Origin of the sequence: Flavobacterium sp. FlaQc-30, from assembly GCF_044005885.1 — a bacterium.
In the GTDB taxonomy this organism is placed as follows: Bacteria; Bacteroidota; Bacteroidia; order Flavobacteriales; family Flavobacteriaceae; genus Flavobacterium.
Map to the genome: position 1 here is coordinate 11,743 of NZ_JBIPCO010000010.1, position 19,635 is coordinate 31,377.

Here is a 19,635-nt window from a genome sequence, read left to right on the forward strand (position 1 = left end):
TTACGATTCGCTTCTATTTTAACACTTCATTATTTTGAGAAAAAAACATACAATTATTATAATTATCCTAATTAACATTATTTTTACAAATGTATCCTTGGGACAAAACCAGGTTAAAAAAATAACCACCTACAATCAAAATAATTTTGAAAAAAACAAAATATTTGATGGGATTTATAATTTTTGGAAAAATAGAACTAATTGGTTTTCAATCTCAAAAGATAATGACAGTATATCTTATTTTATAGATGACAGAAACTATAAAGGTCTTCTTAATTACGGAATAACATTTCGCAGTAAGACCTTTAAAAATTTTAATTTTGTCGAGCATTTATCCATGTGCTTTTTAAGAGTAGAGATCAGCAAATGCACTTTTAATCCAAAAGACAGTATTGTAGCGATTGAAGGTTTTATTAACCGCAATGGCGATTGGGGTAATAATCAGCTAACTAAAGGAAAAATCGAAAAAAACACAATCGATATATTTCTCGGAGAAAAAAGCGATACCATACGAGCCTGTTATTTAGGAAGAACAGTTAACAGAGATTCTGTCGACGTTAAACTAAATAACCGAGAGACTACTCCATTTACAGTTTTGGACACATTTCCTGCCTTCTATTTTAAAAGATACTCACATTTTAAAACAAATCCTAATACAGCAAAATTCGCTTTTAAAATCAATGGAAAAGTCACAAAAAATACGCTGTTGGCATTTGGTTCATGGACAACTTATTCTGAAATATTTGATATTGGAGCGATGATTTATGATCCGCAGAAAAATAAACAGAACAAAATAATACGTAGGGAAAATTATGACTGCATCCCCATAATTACTTCAAATAAGCTGGTAACTGATATTAGAAAAGAAGAAACACAAAAAAAAGAAATCAGCTATTACACCTATACACAAAACGCCGAAAATTATATTTTAACCCGACAGTATGGAAAAGCTAAAGAACAATACAATCTTCTGACTCAAAATTATCCAATTCTTTTTGCGAGAGATATTCATAATGCTGTTCGCTGTGCCATTTTATCCAGAGATTTAAAAACCGCTTTTGAATGGAGTGAGAAACTAGCGTTAAAAGGTATTGAACTCTCGTATTTTAATTCTAAGATTTTTAACGGAATGCGTAAAAATCCCGATTGGAAAAATTTTAGCATCAAATATGATTCTGTTTGCAAAATAAGCCAAAACAAATGGAACCTCAATTTAAAAAAAGGGTTAAATAATTTACTCATTGAAGATCAGGCTGATTATGGATTAGCAAACCGAAAAAACTCGAAAGCATTGTATGAAACAACAGAAAGAGTAACGGACAAACTGATAAATTTATTAAAACGGGAAGGTTACCCTACTGAAGAAAAGATAGGCAGTCTTGTAATTAAAGATACCGTTTTGATATCATTTCCTGATTATAATGTTTTAATACTTCATGCGAAACAACAAGTACCTAAAAATCTAACTGTTTTAAATGAATTTCTCGATAAAAGCGGTAACACTTTAGAATATGACCAAAAAAGACATTTTAATAATTCACTGGGATATAATTCTTGTTTTCGTATTTATAAAGGCAATCTATACAATTCTAAGGCATGTTCGCAAAACAACAGTCTAGAGGTTAGAAAAATAACTTTCAAATTTAGCAATCCTAATGGCTTTATTATAGATTATGGAAATTTTGTCATTGAGGCACACGATTCCAGAAACCCAGAAAAGGTGGATGAAGATTATAAAAACAACTACAATTTAATTATGAAACTTACCGATGATTGGGAGTTTTATGAAAAATAAAAGCAGCTTATGATTTTGATATACAGCAAAGATGTAGATGATTTTACAAATAATGTTATGGATTATCTGGAAGAGGATTTTGTAGTACGTATAGGAGAATGTGATCAAGTGACCATCGAAGCAATGGATATTAGTAACGAAAGAAGTTCTTATATATTAAAAACTGGTTATGAAAAAAATATAGACTTAGAAAAAACTCAGAGTATCTGGTTTAATGGCGGATGCATCAATTCTTCAGGCACATCATATGAGAATAAATGTTACGAAGTTCTCAATGATGCTTTTCTTATTCAAAAATCAATTAAAAAAATAGGTAAAAGAATTGCAGATTTTGAAACCAATCGTCTCGATATGATGCTCGAGGCAAAAGAACAGGGATTAAAGATCCCACATACTTTAATTACTGGCAACAAAGAAAAACTAAAAACATTCTATGATACTTTTGTTACTAAAAATGGTATCATATCCAAAAGAATACTAGACACTCTTTATTATCAGGATAATGAATACCGTTATAATTTTAATTTAACCTTTCAGATCACTTCTGAAATCCTGGACAAAACACCTGATGAATTTGCCCTTTCATTCTTTCAGGAAAGAATTATTGCCGATTTTGAAATAAGGGTCATTTATATTAATACCACTTTTTATTCTACTGCCATGTACCTTTTTGATGATAGAGTTGATTACAGAACGGCGTTTAGAGACATGAGCAATATAAGAATGGTGCCATTTAAGCTGCCGGCAGTAATTGAAGAAAAACTTGAAAAAGTTTACAAGAAATTTAATCTCAATTATGGCTCTGCTGATTTGATGTATAGCAATGGTGATTATTATTTTCTTGAAATAAATCCTACAGGTCAAATAAGTTTTATTAACAACGTCTGTAATTATAATATAGAAAGTAAAGTAGCTAAAATTTTGAAAAATGAAGAGTAAGAATCCTATCAACGTATTCAATGGTTTAAAATCTAAGGTCACTGGAGAACCTCAAAATCAAACTAAACCCATCAATGGTCTTATTGCAATTCGTGTTTACCAAAATTCGCAAAATATATCAAAACCTTTTGTTAAACCGATTTCTAAAATAATTTGATTTGAAACAGACTAACTTTATTCTTTTTGCTGATTGCATCCCTGTCAAAGGGTTCAGCAGAAGCATTATCTGTGATACCAAGAATAACACTTATTACTTTATTCCTAATGGATTATATGATATTTTAGAAAAATACAATGGCAAAACTATTGATAATGTAAAAGTTGATTTTGAACATCGTTATGACGAAACAATTGATGAATATTTTGACTTTTTAATTGACAATAAACTCATTTTTTTTAACCCGAATCCAGATTTATTTCCTAAAATGAGTACACAATGGAACTCACCTTCCTTGATAACTAACATTATTATAGATTATGACAAAACTATTCATGATTTTGTCGCTTTAACATCTCAATTTGAAACATTAAAATGCTCTTACATTCAGTTACGATTTTATAGGGCAATTGATCTTAATTATATTAAAAGCATTCTTAATACATTGAAAAGGGAAAAATCCAGAATTGTTTCTGTTGATTTTATTCTACCATTTTATGAGAATTTTAATTTAGAAGAACTAAATGAAATAATAGAAGAAAATAGCAGAATTCATTCTATTATCATCTACAATTCACCTTACGATAAAAGTCACAAACCTTTAAATCAAAAGATGGGTTATGTTATGTTGGTAAAACGAAATGTAATTGATGAAAGACATTGTGGAATTATAAATGAAGAGTATTTTTATTCAAATATTAAACTTTTTAGTGAGTCACAACATCATAACACCTGTTTAAATAAGAAACTATCTATTGATAAGGAAGGTAATATAAAAAACTGCCCTTCAATGGCTGAAAGTTTTGGCAATATTAAAGACACTTCGTTAGCAGAAGCTTTAATGAAAGATGATTTTAAAAAATATTGGAATATTACTAAAGACCAAATAGCAACTTGTAAAGATTGCGAGTTTCGACATATTTGCACAGATTGTCGTGCTTATACTGAAGAACCGAATAATCTCTATTCAAAACCTTTAAAATGCGGCTATAATCCATACAATAACGAATGGTCGGAATGGCCTAAAAATCCTTTAAAACAAAAAGGAATTGAATTCTATGAAATGCAACAACTAATTTAACTAAAAATTCCAAATTCCAATTACATCAATAGTTTTGGAATTTGGAATTTATATTTTAAGTTTTTTTTTTGGAATTTACTTTCTTTAATTAGCGACTTCGCTGATAAACTTAATACGCATTAAACGTAATTCATCAATATCGTAATCACCGTCGAATTCTTTTAATGCATCCTCGATTTTGTCTGATTCTGATTCCATGAAATAATCGTGAATTTCTTCTTGCTGATCATCATCAAGCATATCATCAACCCAATATTTGATATTCAGTTTCGTTCCTGAATATACAATTTGCTCCATTTCTTTAATTAAAGCATCCATCGAAAGTCCTTTTGCAGAAGCGATATCGCTTAAAGGCAATTTTCGATCTATATTCTGAATGATATACAATTTATTGGCAGAATTTACGCCGGTAGATTTTACCACTAAATCGTCTGGACGAATAATATCATTATCTTCAACATATCTGCTGATTAAGGTAACGAATTCGCTTCCGTATTTTTTAGCTTTTCCTTCTCCAACTCCGTGAATGTTGTACAATTCAGTTAATGAAATTGGATATTTTAAAGCCATATCTTCAAGCGAAGGATCTTGAAAAACAACAAATGGTGGAACACCTAATTTTTTAGCTACTTTTTTACGCAGTTCACGCAGCATTCCCATCAAAACTTCATCGGCTGTACCTGATGATTTTGATGATGCAACAATAGCTTCATCATCAGCTTCACTGTATTCGTGATCTTCTGACATCAGGAATGAAACTGGTTTTTTGATAAAATCTAAACCTTGTTTGGTAATTTTTATTACGCCATAAGTTTCGATATCTTTTGATAAATAGCCGCTTACTAAAACTTGTCTAAGCAAAGCCATCCAATATTTCTCGTCATGATCTGAACCTGAACCAAAGAAAGACTGCGTATCTGTTTTATGCGCTTTTATAACCGCATTGACGCGACCTATTAAGGTAAAGACAATTTCTTTTGACTTATATATATGTTTGGTATCGCGAACAATTTCAAGCAGCTTAACGACTTGATCTTTGGCTTCAACTTTATTCTTAGGATTTCGAACATTGTCATCCATATCTGCACCTTCACCAGTTTCGCTGTCAAATTCTTCACCAAAGTAATGGAGTAAAAATTTACGGCGTGACATTGAGGTTTCTGCATAAGCAACTACTTCCTGTAAAAGGGCAAAACCAATTTCTTGTTCAGCAACTGGCTTACCAGACATAAATTTTTCTAATTTCTCTACATCTTTATAAGAGTAATATGCCAAACAATGTCCTTCGCCGCCGTCACGACCTGCGCGGCCTGTTTCTTGGTAATAACTTTCTAATGATTTTGGAATATCGTGGTGAATTACAAAACGAACATCGGGTTTATCAATACCCATTCCGAAAGCAATTGTTGCAACAACTACATCAACGTCCTCCATTAAAAACATATCCTGATGTTTTGCTCTTGTTTTTGCATCTAAACCAGCGTGGTAAGGAACAGCGCTAATTCCGTTTACTTGTAAAACCTCAGCAATCGATTCTACTTTTTTACGGCTTAAACAGTAAATAATTCCTGATTTGCCTTTATGTTGTTTGATAAATCGAATAATATCCGACTCAATATTTTTAGTTTTTGTACGTACTTCGTAATATAAATTAGGCCTGTTAAACGAAGCTTTAAAGGTATTTGCATCTACCATATCCAAGTTCTTCAAGATATCTTCTTGTACCTTTGGCGTAGCAGTAGCAGTAAGCCCAATAATTGGCACTTTACCTAATTGTTTAATTATGTTTCTAAGATTTCTGTATTCTGGTCTAAAATCATGACCCCATTCTGAAATACAATGCGCTTCGTCGATAGCAACAAATGAAATGGGTACACTTTGCAGAAAAGTAACATATTCTTCTTTTGTTAAAGATTCTGGAGCTACATATAAGAGTTTAGTCAATCCAGATGATATGTCTTTTTTAACTTGTGCAATTTCTGTTTTAGTAAGTGAGGAATTCAGTACATGTGCAATTCCGTTTTCTGAAGAAAGGCTTCGAATTGCATCTACCTGATTTTTCATTAGAGCAATTAAAGGAGATACAACAATGGCTGTTCCTTCCTGAATTAAAGCGGGTAATTGATAACAAAGAGACTTTCCTCCGCCAGTAGGCATAATTACAAAAGTATTCTTTTTATCTAAAATACTCGTAATGACTTGCTCTTGCAAGCCTTTAAATTGGCTAAAGCCGAAATACTTCTTTAATTCCTTATGTATTTCAATTTCGTTTGAATTCATTCTTTATTTAAATGGATATTTTTGTATAAATTTGCAACACATAAAGATACAACTTTCTTTTATACATACAAATTTTAAATATTCTGTTTTGATCACAAAAGAAAATATATTGGCGATTGCCAAAAAAACCATACTCTCTGAAAGTGAAGCAATTACAAAGTTAATCGATTTTCTTGATGAAAATTTCTTCGAAGCAACCCAGCGCATATATGAAACTAAAGGTCGTTTGATCGTTACCGGCATAGGAAAAAGCGCCATTATTGCTCAAAAAATGGTTGCTACTTTCAACTCTACCGGAACGCCTTCTATGTTCCTGCATGCTTCAGAGGCAATTCATGGCGATTTAGGAATGATACAAAATGAAGACATCATTATTTGCATTTCAAAAAGTGGCAACAGCCCTGAAATTAAAGTATTAGTACCGTTATTAAAACGCTTTGGAAATACTTTAATTGCTATTACTGGAAATATAACTTCGGCTTTGGCCAAAGGTTCTGACTATGTTTTAAATACTACCGTAGATACTGAGGCCTGCCCTATTAATCTGGCTCCAACAAACAGCACGACTGCACAACTTGTAATGGGAGACGCGCTTGCTGTATGCCTTATGGAAATGCGTGATTTTAAACCAGAAGATTTTGCGGTTTATCATCCGGGAGGTGCTTTGGGCAAAAAATTACTGCTTCGCGTAAAAGACATGATTGAGCATTCGTTAAAACCAATGGTAACTCCTGAAACATCTGTTAAAAAGGTAATTTTTGAAATCTCTGAAAAAAGACTTGGTGTTACGGCAGTTATCGAAAATGATAAAATTGTAGGCATTATTACTGATGGAGACATAAGAAGAATGCTGAATGACAGAGATTCTATTGCAGATTTGACTGCTCAAGATATTATGTCTAAAAACCCAAAATTAGTATCTTCAGAAACTATGGCTGTTGACGCCTTAAATATTCTTGAAGATTTTTCTATAACACAGCTTATCGTTGCAGACAACGGCGAATACAAAGGAGTACTGCATTTACATGACATTTTAAAAGAAGGAATCGTATAATGGCAAAGAAAAATCTTGGCGAAATGTCATTTTTAGATCATCTTGAAGAACTAAGATGGTTATTGGTTAGAAGTACTTTTGCTATATGTATTATGGCATTTGTTACTTATTTTATTAGTGATTATTTATTTGATGAAATTATTTTAGGTCCAACAAGGCCTACTTTTTTCACTTATCAATGGTTCTGCGACTTATCTCATCAATTAGGATTTGCTGACAGTATTTGTATTACTGAATTGAATTTCATTATTCAGAATACAGAAATGGAAGGACAGGTTAATATTTTTGTATGGATGTGTCTTTTGGCTGGTTTTATTTTAAGTTTTCCTTATATTTTATGGGAAGTTTGGAAATTCATAAGTCCTGCATTGTATGAAAAAGAAAGAAAAAATGCGAAGGTTTTTATATTTACTTCTTCGTTACTTTTCTTCTTAGGAGTAATATTTGGTTATTATGTTGTAATACCAATGTCAGTAAATTTCGTCGCTACTTTCTCTATAAGTAAAATGGTTGTAAATCAATTTACAATAGAATCTTATATGGGAATGGTGAAAACGAGTATTCTGGCGAGCGGATTGTTTTTTGAACTTCCAATTATCATTTATTTCTTAACTAAATTAGGTTTAGTAACTCCTGATTTTTTAAGAAAATATTGGAAATATGCTGTTGTCATCATCTTAATCGTAGCTGCAATTGTTACTCCGCCAGATGTAGTGAGCCAAACCATTGTAGCAATACCAATGCTACTCATCTACGAAGTAAGTATTCTAATATCTAGAATTGTTTATAAAAATAAATTAAAAGAAAATGTCTGATATTATTCAAGAATTCAACGACTACCGTTCTAAAATGAACGAAAAATTGCTTGCTGATAACAATAAAATTGTAAAGCGAATTTTTAATCTTGACACTAATGCTTATGCACCAGGAGCTCTTGATGTAAAAACCAAAGAACTTTTAGGTTTAGTAGCATCTGCCGTTTTGCGTTGTGATGATTGCGTAAAATATCATCTTGAAACAAGTCATAAAGAGGGCGTTACTAAAGAAGAAATGATGGAAGCGATGGGAATTGCAACCCTTGTTGGTGGAACAATTGTAATACCGCATTTAAGAAGAGCTTACGAATTTTGGGAAGCTCTTGAAGAAGCTGAAACTAAATAATTGTTAATAGGTTTATTTGTTGAATCGTTTATTCGTTAATTTGTGACGAATAAACGATTTGAACGTTTAAACGATTAAACTAAAAAAATGAAATTAAGAGCCGATAATTTAATCAAAACCTATAAAGGCCGAAGTGTTGTAAAAGGAATTTCTGTCGAAGTAAATCAAGGAGAAATCGTTGGACTTCTAGGACCAAATGGTGCTGGAAAAACAACTTCTTTTTATATGATCGTAGGATTGGTAAAACCAAACTCGGGAAATATTTATCTTGACGATTTGAACATTACTGATTACCCGATGTACAAACGTGCGCAACAAGGAATTGGCTATTTGGCACAAGAAGCATCTGTTTTTAGAAAATTAAGTATTGAAGACAACATCTTGAGTGTTTTACAGCTTACTAAACTTACTAAGGAAGAACAATATGCCAAAATGGAAAGCTTAATTGAAGAGTTCAGTTTAGAACATATTCGCACGAATAGAGGTGATTTACTTTCTGGTGGTGAGCGTCGTCGTACCGAAATTGCTCGCGCATTAGCAACTGATCCAAAATTTATTTTGCTTGATGAACCTTTCGCTGGAGTTGACCCTGTTGCGGTTGAAGATATCCAGAGAATTGTGGCACAATTAAAGAACAAAAACATCGGAATCTTAATTACCGATCACAACGTTCAGGAAACCTTAGCGATTACCGATAAAACATATCTAATGTTTGAAGGAGGAATTCTTAAAGCAGGAATCCCAGAAGAGCTGGTTGAAGACGAAATGGTTCGCCGTGTTTATCTTGGACAGAACTTCGAGCTTCGTAAGAAGAAATTGGAATTTTAAAAAGAGTGATCAGTGGTCAGTTTCTTCTAGTGATCAGTTCATAAAAAGCAATAAATAATCAGTTTTTTAGTATTCAGTTTCGGGCTGAGACTAAAAAACTGTTTTTTTTGAAAAAGGCTGAATACTAAAAAACTGAACACTGATCACTACTCTACTGTAATAAACTGCAATTGTTGTAAATCACCATTATAAATATTCACATCTACGCGATGTTTTATTCCCGGCAGAGAGGCTTTTTCTGTAAACTGCCAAAACAGCCAGTCTTCATCTATTTTTTCTCTATAGAAGTTGTAGTTTGCTATCCAAAACAAATATTCTCCAAATTCTTCTTTCAAAAAATCTGAATAATAACGTTCTCCTGAATAAATTATAGGACGTACTTGATAATGTGCTTCTACTTTATTAAGCCAGCGCTTTAATCCTTTTTTTAAACTATCTATAGATTGATTTTTTGGAAGCTTTTCTATATCAAGAACCGGCGGTAAATCGCCTTTTTTTAACTTTACTGTTTTTATAAAAAGATCTGCTTGCTCGATAGAATTTTCATTCGGGCGATAATAGTGATAGGCGCCTCGTATGATTTTATTTTTTTTGGCCTCTTCCCAATTGTATTTAAACTGTCTGTCAACTCTATCATTTCCTGCTGTTGCACGAATAAAAACAAATTGTACAGGATATTTTTCTTCAAGAACCTCAACCTCATCCCAATCGACAGTTCCTTGAAATTCAGAAACATCAATTCCAATTACTTTTCCTTTATGATTTTCAAGAACTTGAATATTTCTAACGTCTGAAAGATGTTTGTCTACCTCATCTTCTTCTAAAACTTTATCTGATTTGAAACCCAAATAATAAGCCAATCCAGAACGATAATGATAAATTGTTCCAATGAAAATTAATCCTAAAAAACTAAATATAATGAAACGGATTAATTTACTAAAAACAGATCTGGCAGGTTTCGTTTTTCGTGTGTAAGAAGTTCGTCGTGTCGTTTTTCTTGCCATTCGAATAAAACTACTTTTTCAAAAACATATTATTTATGATCGATAATAATACATAAAAAATAATGATTAAAGGAACTGCTCCAAATTGAAACAATAAAAGCAATACTAAAGAAATAACTAAAAATCCAACTTGCAATGCATTATCTTTAAGATTGAATTTCTTAAATTTTAAAGAAAATAACGGAATTTCGGCATTCAAAATATAGGCACTGCATAAAGTAATTGCAAGTAAAATCCATTGATTACTCAGAATTTCCAATAGTATTAATGAGTCTGAAAATTTCAGAACCAAAGGCAGACTCAAAATAAAAAGAGCATTCGCCGGTGTTGGAAGTCCAATAAACGAATCGGTTTGTCGTGTATCAATATTAAAATTTGCCAAACGGTAGCAAGAACCTAATGTTACTATAAATCCTAAAAAAGGAATAAACTCGGATCCAATTATATCATGCGGATGTGCACTTTTTACAAATAAAGAATACATTACATATCCTGGAGCAACACCGCTGGTAACCATATCTGCAAGTGAATCTAATTGAAGTCCAAGCGGGCTTGAAACTTTAAATAATCTGGCAAAAAAACCATCAAAAAAGTCAAAAAAGATTCCTAAACAAACCATATAAAAAGCCATTTCATAATTAGCTTTAGAAATAAAGACAACAGCTATACAACCACAAAAAAGATTAATTAATGTAATTAGATTTGGAATGTGCTTTTTAATATTCATGTTTTATAAATTTTGATAATCTTGGTCAACAAATTTAGCATAATATGTCCATGAAAAACGTGTTTTTACAATTGTTTTTTAATACAAATTAAAGCTTTATCAATATTTCTCGAAACGAAGAAATTAGATGCATAAATTATTATATTTTTGAAAAAAATAAAAACAGGCTCTCGTCTGCAAAAAAATATCAGTTGAAGAAACTTTTAACGTTTTTACTATTTTGGAGTTTTACTTCTCAGTATGCACAAACTGTTCGAAAATACTCGAATGAGTTTATGAATATTGGTGTCGATGCGGCGGCGTTAGGAATGTCGAGTGCTGTTACTGCATCTACAAATGATGTTAATGCGGTTTATTGGAATCCTGCTGGTTTAACGCATCTCGAAGATCATCAAATTTCATTGATGCATGCCAGTTATTTTGCCAATATTGCACAGTATGATTTCATAGGATATGCAAGCCCAATTGATGATCAAAGTGCTTGGGGAATTTCGATGATTCGTTTTGGTGTTGATGATATTCTTGACACAACACAGTTAATCGACAATCAAGGAAATATTGATTACAATCGAATTCGTTTATTTTCTACGGCTGATTATGGTTTTACTTTTTCTTATGCTAGAAAACTGCCTGTAGACGGATTTCAATATGGTGTTAATGCAAAAATAATTAGACGAATTATTGGGAAATTTGCCAATTCTTGGGGATTTGGTTTTGATGTGGGATTGCAATTCGAACACAATAATTGGAAATTTGGCTTAATGCTTCGTGATATTACTACTACTTATAATGTCTGGAATATTAACGAAGATGAATATGCCAAAATCGCAAATGCAATTCCTGGCAAAAACAATGAACTGCCAGAAAGTACAGAAATTACTCTGCCAAAAGCGCAATTAGGAGTTTCTAAAAAATTTGAATTCCATAATGATTACAGTCTTATGGCAGCGGCCAATTTAAATATGCGCTTTGAGCAGACAAATGATATTATTTCATCAAAAATAGTGAGTATTGATCCTGCTGTTGGTTTTGAATTTGGCTACACTGATTTAGTTTTTCTAAGAGCTGGAGCTGGAAACTTTCAAAACGTAATGCAATTAGATAATACTGAAAAATTAAATTTTCAGCCTAATATTGGGCTGGGTTTCAAATACAAAGGCATCCAAGTAGATTATGCCTTGACTGATTTAGGAAATCAAAGCGCAGCTTTATACTCAAATATTTTTTCACTAAAAGTAGATTTAGGTATCTTTAGATAATTTTTCCAAACCGTTCAACTTTTAAAATTTTAAATCATGAAAAATGTCCTTTTCAAAAAAACACTTTTTAGTTTACTATTATTACTAAGTTTTATTGGTTACAGCCAAAATATTCCTTTATCGAAAGATGCTAAAGCAAGTGTGATTACTTGTGGTTTAGGTAATGAAACCTATTCTTATTTTGGACATACTGCGATTAGAATATCTGATCCTGCCAACAATATTGATGTTGTTTACAATTTTGGTGCTTTTGATTTTAGAACTCCAAACTTTGTAGCAAAATTTGCGAAAGGTGATTTACAGTATTTTGTAATTACACATTCTTTTTCAGAATTTCTAAATGAATATAACGAGGACAAACGAAGTGTTTTTGAGCAAGAGCTTCTTATTTCGCTAGATTTAAAACAAAAACTTTTTGATAAACTAAATTCTGTTCTATTATCTGAAGAGCGTTATTACACCTACAAGTTCATTGACAAAAATTGTACTTCGATGGTGGTTGACATCATCAATTCAACTTTAAATGGAAATGTTATTGTTAAGAAAGAAGACACTGACAAAACATATCGTTCTATCTTATTTCCTTATTTTAATGGACATTTTTATGATCAATTGGGAACTAGTATTATTTTTGGAACCAAAGTTGATCAATTGGGAACCAAAATTTTTCTGCCTTTTGAATTGAAAAACAGTTTAGCGAAAACTACTTTTCAAAATCATCCTTTGGCTCAAGCAAGCCAAACTCTTTTGAGTTTTGAAAAAGAAACGCCATCCTCATGGTGGAATAACATTTATACTTATCTGATTATTTTAGGTTTTGTTGTTTTAGTACATAATAAAATTGTCGATAAAATCTACTTATTCATTTTGTCTTTAATAGGAGTATTTTTTGTGATAATGGGATTTTATTCATTTCACCAAGAACTGGCAATGAATTATAATGTATTGCTGTTTAGCCCACTTTTACTGATTTTAATTCTTTTTTCAATTGCAAAAAACAAAAGATGGACTTATAGATTTGCGGTTTTACATCTGATCTTCTTGATTTTTTATGCTATTTTCCTAATCAATAAAGCACACTTTTTAATCGTTTTACCAATGATAATTACAAGTGGTTTTGTACTGGTAAGAGTTGCAATAAGAAACAAAAAACGTATTCCGATAATAATCTGATTACTGTCCGCGATAAAACAAAACGGTAGTTATGGTTTTGAAAGTGATGCTTAAATCGAGAAAAATACTTCGGTGTTTAATATAGTATAAATCATACTGCAGTTTTATCAAACTCTCATCGATTGACTCTCCATAAGAATAATTGACTTGTGCCCAACCTGTAAGACCTGGTTTTATAACATGACGCGTTTCATAAAAAGGCATTATTTGAGCAATTTCCTTAACAAAAAAAGGTCTTTCTGGCCTTGGACCAATTACTGCCATATCGCCTTTTATAATATTGATCAACTGTGGTAATTCATCAATCCTTGATTTACGCATAAATTTACCAAATGGAGTTATTCGCTTACGATTTAAAACCGAAAAAACTTCACCTTTCGTTTCCGAGATCTCAATCATAGTTCTAAATTTATAAATTTTAAAAACTATTCCATTTTTACCTACGCGTTCTTGCGTATAAAACAGGCTTCCTTTATTTGCAAAAAAATTAGCTAAGAAAATAAGCGGTATAAAAACAATGCAGATTATTAAACCTGCAAATGAAAAAACAAATTCTAACAGGCGAATTAAAGACAAGTACAATTTATTGCTATTACTGCGGCTAAACGGGAAAAAACGATAAAAGTCTCTTGCAATATAATGCACTGGAATTCTCTGGGTTTTACTTTCATAAACCTGAGTATACTCTCTAATACTTTTTCCTGATTCAAGTAAACAAAGTAACTGTTGATACAAATCGGAGGTAATTCCATCTGTGTTTTGAGAGGCTATAACAATTTCAGAAATACCGTGATTTGCTACAAAATCTTCTAGTTCATTTTTCTTGATTTCTTTTACATACTGAAAATCTGCATTCTCGTCAGAGATAGAATCGGAATTAACAAATCCTATAATTTTATAATGCGGATCGACATTTTCGAGTCCTAAAACCAATTCTTCAACTTGATTTTGACCGCATATTAATACGACGTTTTGTGAAAAGCGATGAGAGGCTAAAAAGAAGGCATAAAAAAACCGCCACAGCAATATGGTAATTAATATTGTGAAATAAAAGATTAGGATAACCAGTCGCTGTTTTGGAAGTTCAGGGGATAATGTCGGCGTAAGAATATAAGTTAAAACAGTAATTGAGACAGCGCAAATAACATTTTTAAATATTTGAAACGGATTACTCGCCACCTGTAAATTATAAATCTCAAAGACTACTCCAAAAACAGAGAGATAAACGATAAGAATTAAGGGACGATAGAAGGACTTTTTTTGAAAAGCAAAATAATTATAATCAAAAATGCTGTTTAATAAATACAAAACTGTCAAAACAAAAAAGACATCAAAAACAAAAAGTAATACTTTTCGTTCTGAGATTTCGAAGTGCATTTTTTTATTTGAGAACATTTACTTTTTAAGAGATTTAAAAGCTTTGCTTAGAAGCAAATGTACTGAAAAATATAAATTTTATCTTACAAAGTTTTCGCTTTTTCAGGAAGTTTTATTTGCACAAATAAAAGTGTCAAAGCATATATAAATGCAGGAGCTGCCGTTCGCATGGCCGCATGATTTATCGTAAGAAACCAAAAAATGAAAAAAGATAAAAAATACAAATGCTGTCGATTGTTGATATATAATACAAACGGAGTAATAAGTAGTATTAAAAGCCCACATATGCCTAATACACCATGTTCGCTTAACATTCTTGTTATTTCGTTATGAGAAGCAACTTCTTGTCCTAATGAATCTTTTCGCAATTCTTTTCCCATTCCTGCTCCTACTCCGGTAATGGGGTTATCAAAAAACATTTTAAGATCTACTTCCATTGCTGCTTCTCTCCCACCCAATCGATCTGTTTTCTGTCTTCCTTTAGCATCTTGATTAGCATATCTTTTTTCGATTAGTCCGCTGGTTTGCGAAATAGTATATCCCCAAATACCAATTCCTAAAAGGCACGACAAAATTATAACTAAACCGACCTTAGCTTTTCCAAGAGAATTCGAAAAGGAATAAATTACAACCATAAGACAGACAATCATGGCAATTCCAGTAACGACACCACCTCTTGAAAAAGTAACAATTGCTCGGTAGCTTACCAAAATCAAAAGAATTCCATTTAAAATAACCCTCTTTTTTGATTTTGAAAACAAAACAAATTGCGAAAAAAAGACAAACATTCCAAGCCCCAAAATAGTAGAAACTTGATTAGGGCCAAAGCCTCCTGAAGTTTCAAAATTAGACTGTGTCCCTGTAACAACATCTTTTACACTCGGATTATACAAGAAAAGATAAACTACTGTTGAAATAATAGGAAATCCCATTACTTGAATAATATTTTGAAGATCTGTAAACAGAATTTTTCTTTTAAACATATATATTGAAGAAACTGCTAAACACACTGGTCCTGACAAATTAAATACTAAAGCTTTTTTAATATCTATAGTAAAATCAATCGTATTTATAGAAACGAAAATCCCAGGTATTAACAATAATAAGTAAAAGAAATAAACAAACGATTTAGTTGAAACAGTGCTATAAAACATTCCTGTAAGCATGAAAAAGATAACTAGTGTTTTCACATACTCATTACTGAAATTACCACCTGTCATTCGCAAAAAAACTTCAACTCCTATTAAGTAAGCACTTACATAAAGAACTTCGTTATTCTTATTCTTACTTCGAAAAATAACAAAGAGACCAACAACTGGAATTAAAAGCGCATAAAGCATTGACAAAAAAGGCAATACAAAAACCATCAATGCAATTATAACATGGACTAAAATAAGATAAGAAAATGAAAATCTTTTCATTAATTTAATTCTTATAAAGCTGTATTACTTTTTTGATTACAGCCTCTTTTGAATATTCCTTTACAGTTGATTTTGAAAAATTTTCTGCTAAAGTAGTTCTCAATGCTTCATCATAAGTTAGTAATTTTAACTGATCCTTTAATTCTAAATAGTTTAACGGGTCAAATAACAATCCGTTAAAACCATTTTCAATAATTTCTGAACAATATCCAACATTGGAAGAAAGAACTGCCAATTTTTCTGATGCGTACTCTAATAAAGTTATCGGGAATCCTTCGTTTGTCGAAGTCAAAACTCCAATTGAAGATTGTGATAATATATATTTGATATCGTTCTTTTCTCCGTACAAATGTATATAGCTTTCTAATGAATTAAACTTTATAAACTCTTTTAAATAAGCTGAATAAGAGTCGAAATAATCTTTCCCAATTAAATGTAAAGTCCATCCTGATTCCTGTAATCTTAAATCTTGAAAAGCTTTAAGCATCAGCATATGATTTTTGGGTTCTTTTAAATTTGCAAGAAAAACTATTCGCCTGCCTAGAATTCCTTTTAATCTTGTTGTTTCTAAATTTTCTTTTCGATCTAAAATGAAATTTGGAATAAAAAAGACGTTTTTACAAAACATATTTTTCTTGCTCCAAGCTTCTAATTGCAGGCTTACCACAAAAATCGAAGTAAAAAAAAGAGAACAAAAAATCAACATTTTATTCTTACTTTTCGATTCAGCTGCTCTATTTCCAAAATGATCGTGCCAGAAAATCTTAATTTGTGGTAATGTCAATTTTACTAAAACTGCTGTAAAAAAAGAGGTACTGTGCGCATGAACAATATCAATTCTGTTTTTTAAAATATACTTTCTTAATCTAAAAACAGCTTTAAAATCGACTTTGCTCTTTTTGTTTAAAAACAAATACGAAACTTTTTCATCTATCTGATCAGACAATTGTCCTTCTTTTCGAGTTACAACTAACCCCGAAAAAGTCATTTCTTTTGATAAAGCATTGGCATAATTCACCGCCATTCTTTCGGCACCTCCCATTTGCAATGAATCTACGATTTGCACCACTCTCATTTCTCAAGTACTTTTTTAAGTTCTGCTTCGAATATTTCCATTGTATAATATTGTGACCAATCTGCGACTCTCTTACTCGTTTCTAGAAAAAGTTTTTCATCTAAAAAATCAATTATTTGATCCCGATCTTTCTCTAAATTCATATTCAATACTATTCCTCTTTTTCCATAATCTAGCATAAATGGAACACATGAAACTTTTGTCGCAATAGGTATACAGCCCCAAAACATTCCCTCGGCAATAACTTTTGGCCATCCTTCACTCTTAGAAGGTAAAATAACAAAATGGCTTTTTTGATAAGCTTTCTTTAATGTTTCTTTATCTTGGTTGCCATGCAAAAAAACAATGTTTTGGAGTTGATTTGCGGCAATGTAATTTTCTAAAGAATCTCTTTCAATTCCTTCGCCATATATATTTAAAACCGCTTTATTTCCCTTTTTCACAAGTTGCTCAATTAACCTTACAGCATATATAGGATTTTTACCTTCTACTAAACTACCTGCAAATGCAAACTCAATTGTTTGATTTAAATTCTTTTTTGTGATCAATTCTTTTTCAGTTTCTGAATAAGTTGCGGTAAAAAATGATTTTAAATTTTTAGATTGATTTTCCCAGTCTCCGTAAACCAAAACCTGCATATTCCTACTCAAAAAAGTATTAGCTAAAATATATTTCTGTAAATGGTATGTCCAAGGCTGTTTACTTTGAGGATCCCAGTTTCCTGCATATTTTGCCGATTTTGTTTTATTTGGAAAAAACACTTGAACAAAACAACCCAATAATCCCATATTTCCAGGACATCGTAAATGGATATGATCTACATCTTTCATTGCGTAAAACAACTGCCAAAGGATAAATGGAATTTTGAAGATCGATAAAAAACTGTTTTTAAAACTAGTAAAGCTAAAGTTGGAAACTCTCCTAAAATCAATCTTGCTATGTTGATAAGCGCTGTCAATTTTTGTTATCCTGTTTTTTTTTAATGGAGCCAAAATAATAACCTCATCAACATGTTTCGTCCAAATATTCATTTCTCTCACATAAGGTGCATAACCCAAATATTTATTCCCTTTTTGAACATGGCTAACATTTGTAATTATTAAGAACTTCATTTTAGATCTGCTTTTATCCTTATTTTCGAAGAAAGCCTTTCGTAGTTAATTCTGTAACTCTTTAAAAAAACTAATAGTACGATTTACTACATCTTCAACTTTATACTTGCAAAGTACAAACGCTCTAGCCTTTTTTCCTATTTCATTTGCTGTTGATACATTCGAAAGAAACCATATAATTTTTTCAGCAATATCTTCCGGATTATAGGGATCACACAACAAGCCTGTTTTATAATCTTCAATAGTTTCAGGGCCTGAGCCATATTTTGTAAAAACTACCGATTTTTCCATAGCCATTGCTTCAGGAGCGACAAGACCTTGGGATTCTATATGGGATGGAAAAACACAAACCGCAGCTTTTGAGTATGCTTTGGGAACATCTGCATAAGAAATCGCTCCGTGAAAATGGATATGATTTGCAGCTTCTCCTAATTGAGGTAATTCCTTTTCTTTAAGCATCTGCATATACGAACTTCCATCAGGAAAGAACCAATCTCTTCCATAAATTTCTAATGAAACATTAGGATACTCTTTATGTACTAAAGGAAAAGCTTGAATCAACTGGCGGATTCCTTTTTTCTCGCAAATAGTTCCTGCAAAAACAATTTTATTTTCGGGTTTATCTTCATCAGTCGGTTTAAAAAAATCTGTATCGACAGGATTACTTATATATGCTACTGGTTTGTTACGGTAACTCAAATACTTTTCCGTATGATTTTTTACGTAATGTGAAACGGCAATAAATGCATCGCTCTTTTTGAAAGATCTTTTTTCCTGAAATCCCTTCCATTTCTCAATTTTTCTTTTTTCGCTTTCTGCAAAAAAATGATGCCCGCCGTGCAAACGTATCACATATTTTACATCTGCCAGCTTACTTATAAAAGCAAGACCAAGCTCAGATGATTCAATAATTTGTATTGGAGTTCTTTGATGGATTTCTTTGATTTTAGTATTAATCAATTTAGAGTTTAAATACCATGTAAAGGCTTTTACTGTATTCTTCTTCACTCTATAAATTTCTACACCTTCAACAATTTCAGTTTCTTCTATTTCTATATAGTTTATCCCGACAACTGATACTTTCATTCCTTGTTTGACTAGTGCTGGTGCCAATGTTTTAACAAAACTGCCTATTCCTCCATGTGGAAAACCTTGTTTCGGAAATTCGTTTGTAATGAAACAAATATGCATC

Annotated in this window: 17 protein-coding genes; 9 read left to right on the forward strand and 8 right to left on the reverse strand. The window is 31.6% G+C overall.

The window, feature by feature from the left end; all coding sequences use genetic code 11:
- Positions 1-97 precede the first annotated feature (97 nt).
- The 3 genes from ACHRV0_RS19510 to gwsS all read left to right on the forward strand — a co-directional run bounded on the left by ACHRV0_RS19510 (position 98) and on the right by gwsS (position 3,972).
- Complete coding sequence (locus tag ACHRV0_RS19510) at positions 98-1,795, forward strand: hypothetical protein (RefSeq protein ID WP_395442149.1); 1,698 nt, start codon at positions 98-100, stop codon at positions 1,793-1,795.
- A gap of 9 nt (positions 1,796-1,804) precedes the next feature.
- Positions 1,805-2,734: a hypothetical protein gene (locus ACHRV0_RS19515; RefSeq protein WP_395442150.1), complete on the forward strand. Its 930-nt coding sequence runs from the start codon at positions 1,805-1,807 to the stop codon at positions 2,732-2,734.
- Between the two features lie 158 nt (positions 2,735-2,892).
- Positions 2,893-3,972 carry a grasp-with-spasm system SPASM domain peptide maturase gene (gene gwsS, locus ACHRV0_RS19520; protein ID WP_395442151.1) on the forward strand — a complete coding sequence of 360 codons (1,080 nt, stop codon included), beginning with the start codon at positions 2,893-2,895 and terminating at the stop codon, positions 3,970-3,972.
- A gap of 84 nt (positions 3,973-4,056) precedes the next feature.
- Here the strand turns inward: gwsS and recQ are convergent, their stop codons facing one another.
- The gene (gene recQ / locus ACHRV0_RS19525) at positions 4,057-6,252 is read right to left on the reverse strand and encodes a DNA helicase RecQ (protein WP_129024667.1); all 2,196 of its coding nucleotides are present in this window, start codon (positions 6,250-6,252) and stop codon (positions 4,057-4,059) included.
- 88 nt (positions 6,253-6,340) lie between these two features.
- Here recQ and ACHRV0_RS19530 point away from each other — a divergent pair, with 88 nt between their 5' ends.
- From ACHRV0_RS19530 to lptB, 4 genes are all read left to right on the forward strand, one after another.
- On the forward strand, positions 6,341-7,306 hold the full coding sequence (locus tag ACHRV0_RS19530; RefSeq protein WP_395442152.1) for an SIS domain-containing protein: 966 nt from the start codon (positions 6,341-6,343) through the stop codon (positions 7,304-7,306).
- Entirely contained in the window at positions 7,306-8,121 is an 816-nt protein-coding gene (gene tatC, locus ACHRV0_RS19535; protein ID WP_129024668.1) for a twin-arginine translocase subunit TatC, read from the forward strand. The genes ACHRV0_RS19530 and tatC overlap by 1 nt, the downstream gene beginning before the upstream one ends.
- On the forward strand, positions 8,114-8,467 hold the full coding sequence (locus ACHRV0_RS19540; RefSeq protein ID WP_089055264.1) for a carboxymuconolactone decarboxylase family protein: 354 nt from the start codon (positions 8,114-8,116) through the stop codon (positions 8,465-8,467). Before tatC ends, ACHRV0_RS19540 begins: the two co-directional genes overlap by 8 nt.
- A gap of 87 nt (positions 8,468-8,554) precedes the next feature.
- Positions 8,555-9,295 carry an LPS export ABC transporter ATP-binding protein gene (gene lptB / locus ACHRV0_RS19545; RefSeq protein ID WP_129024669.1) on the forward strand — a complete coding sequence of 247 codons (741 nt, stop codon included), beginning with the start codon at positions 8,555-8,557 and terminating at the stop codon, positions 9,293-9,295.
- A gap of 146 nt (positions 9,296-9,441) precedes the next feature.
- Here the strand turns inward: lptB and ACHRV0_RS19550 are convergent, their stop codons facing one another.
- Both ACHRV0_RS19550 and ACHRV0_RS19555 read right to left on the reverse strand, forming a co-directional pair.
- Entirely contained in the window at positions 9,442-10,299 is an 858-nt protein-coding gene (locus ACHRV0_RS19550; RefSeq protein ID WP_129024670.1) for a glycoside hydrolase family 25 protein, read from the reverse strand.
- 10 nt (positions 10,300-10,309) lie between these two features.
- Positions 10,310-11,026, reverse strand: a complete 717-nt coding sequence (locus tag ACHRV0_RS19555) for a CDP-alcohol phosphatidyltransferase family protein (protein WP_395442153.1) — start codon at positions 11,024-11,026, stop codon at positions 10,310-10,312.
- Between the two features lie 275 nt (positions 11,027-11,301).
- On the opposite strand from ACHRV0_RS19555, the gene ACHRV0_RS19560 reads away from it, so the two are divergent.
- Complete coding sequence (locus tag ACHRV0_RS19560) at positions 11,302-12,285, forward strand: PorV/PorQ family protein (RefSeq protein WP_395442262.1); 984 nt, start codon at positions 11,302-11,304, stop codon at positions 12,283-12,285.
- Positions 12,286-12,321: 36 nt separating this feature from the next.
- The gene (locus ACHRV0_RS19565) at positions 12,322-13,458 is read left to right on the forward strand and encodes a DUF4105 domain-containing protein (RefSeq protein WP_395442154.1); all 1,137 of its coding nucleotides are present in this window, start codon (positions 12,322-12,324) and stop codon (positions 13,456-13,458) included.
- Here the strand turns inward: ACHRV0_RS19565 and ACHRV0_RS19570 are convergent, their stop codons facing one another.
- From ACHRV0_RS19570 to ACHRV0_RS19590, 5 genes are all read right to left on the reverse strand, one after another.
- Entirely contained in the window at positions 13,459-14,853 is a 1,395-nt protein-coding gene (locus ACHRV0_RS19570) for an exopolysaccharide biosynthesis polyprenyl glycosylphosphotransferase (protein WP_395442155.1), read from the reverse strand.
- Between the two features lie 65 nt (positions 14,854-14,918).
- Entirely contained in the window at positions 14,919-16,256 is a 1,338-nt protein-coding gene (locus tag ACHRV0_RS19575; protein WP_395442156.1) for an O-antigen ligase family protein, read from the reverse strand.
- A 4-nt stretch (positions 16,257-16,260) separates the two neighbouring features.
- Positions 16,261-17,331 carry a glycosyltransferase gene (locus ACHRV0_RS19580; RefSeq protein ID WP_395442158.1) on the reverse strand — a complete coding sequence of 357 codons (1,071 nt, stop codon included), beginning with the start codon at positions 17,329-17,331 and terminating at the stop codon, positions 16,261-16,263.
- Positions 17,328-18,443, reverse strand: coding sequence for a glycosyltransferase (locus ACHRV0_RS19585; protein ID WP_395442159.1), 1,116 nt, complete (start codon positions 18,441-18,443; stop codon positions 17,328-17,330). Before ACHRV0_RS19585 ends, ACHRV0_RS19580 begins: the two co-directional genes overlap by 4 nt.
- Before the next feature lie 45 nt (positions 18,444-18,488).
- A complete protein-coding gene (locus tag ACHRV0_RS19590) occupies positions 18,489-19,634 on the reverse strand; it encodes a glycosyltransferase family 4 protein (protein ID WP_395442160.1) in 1,146 nt (381 codons plus the stop codon).
- Position 19,635 lies beyond the last annotated feature (1 nt).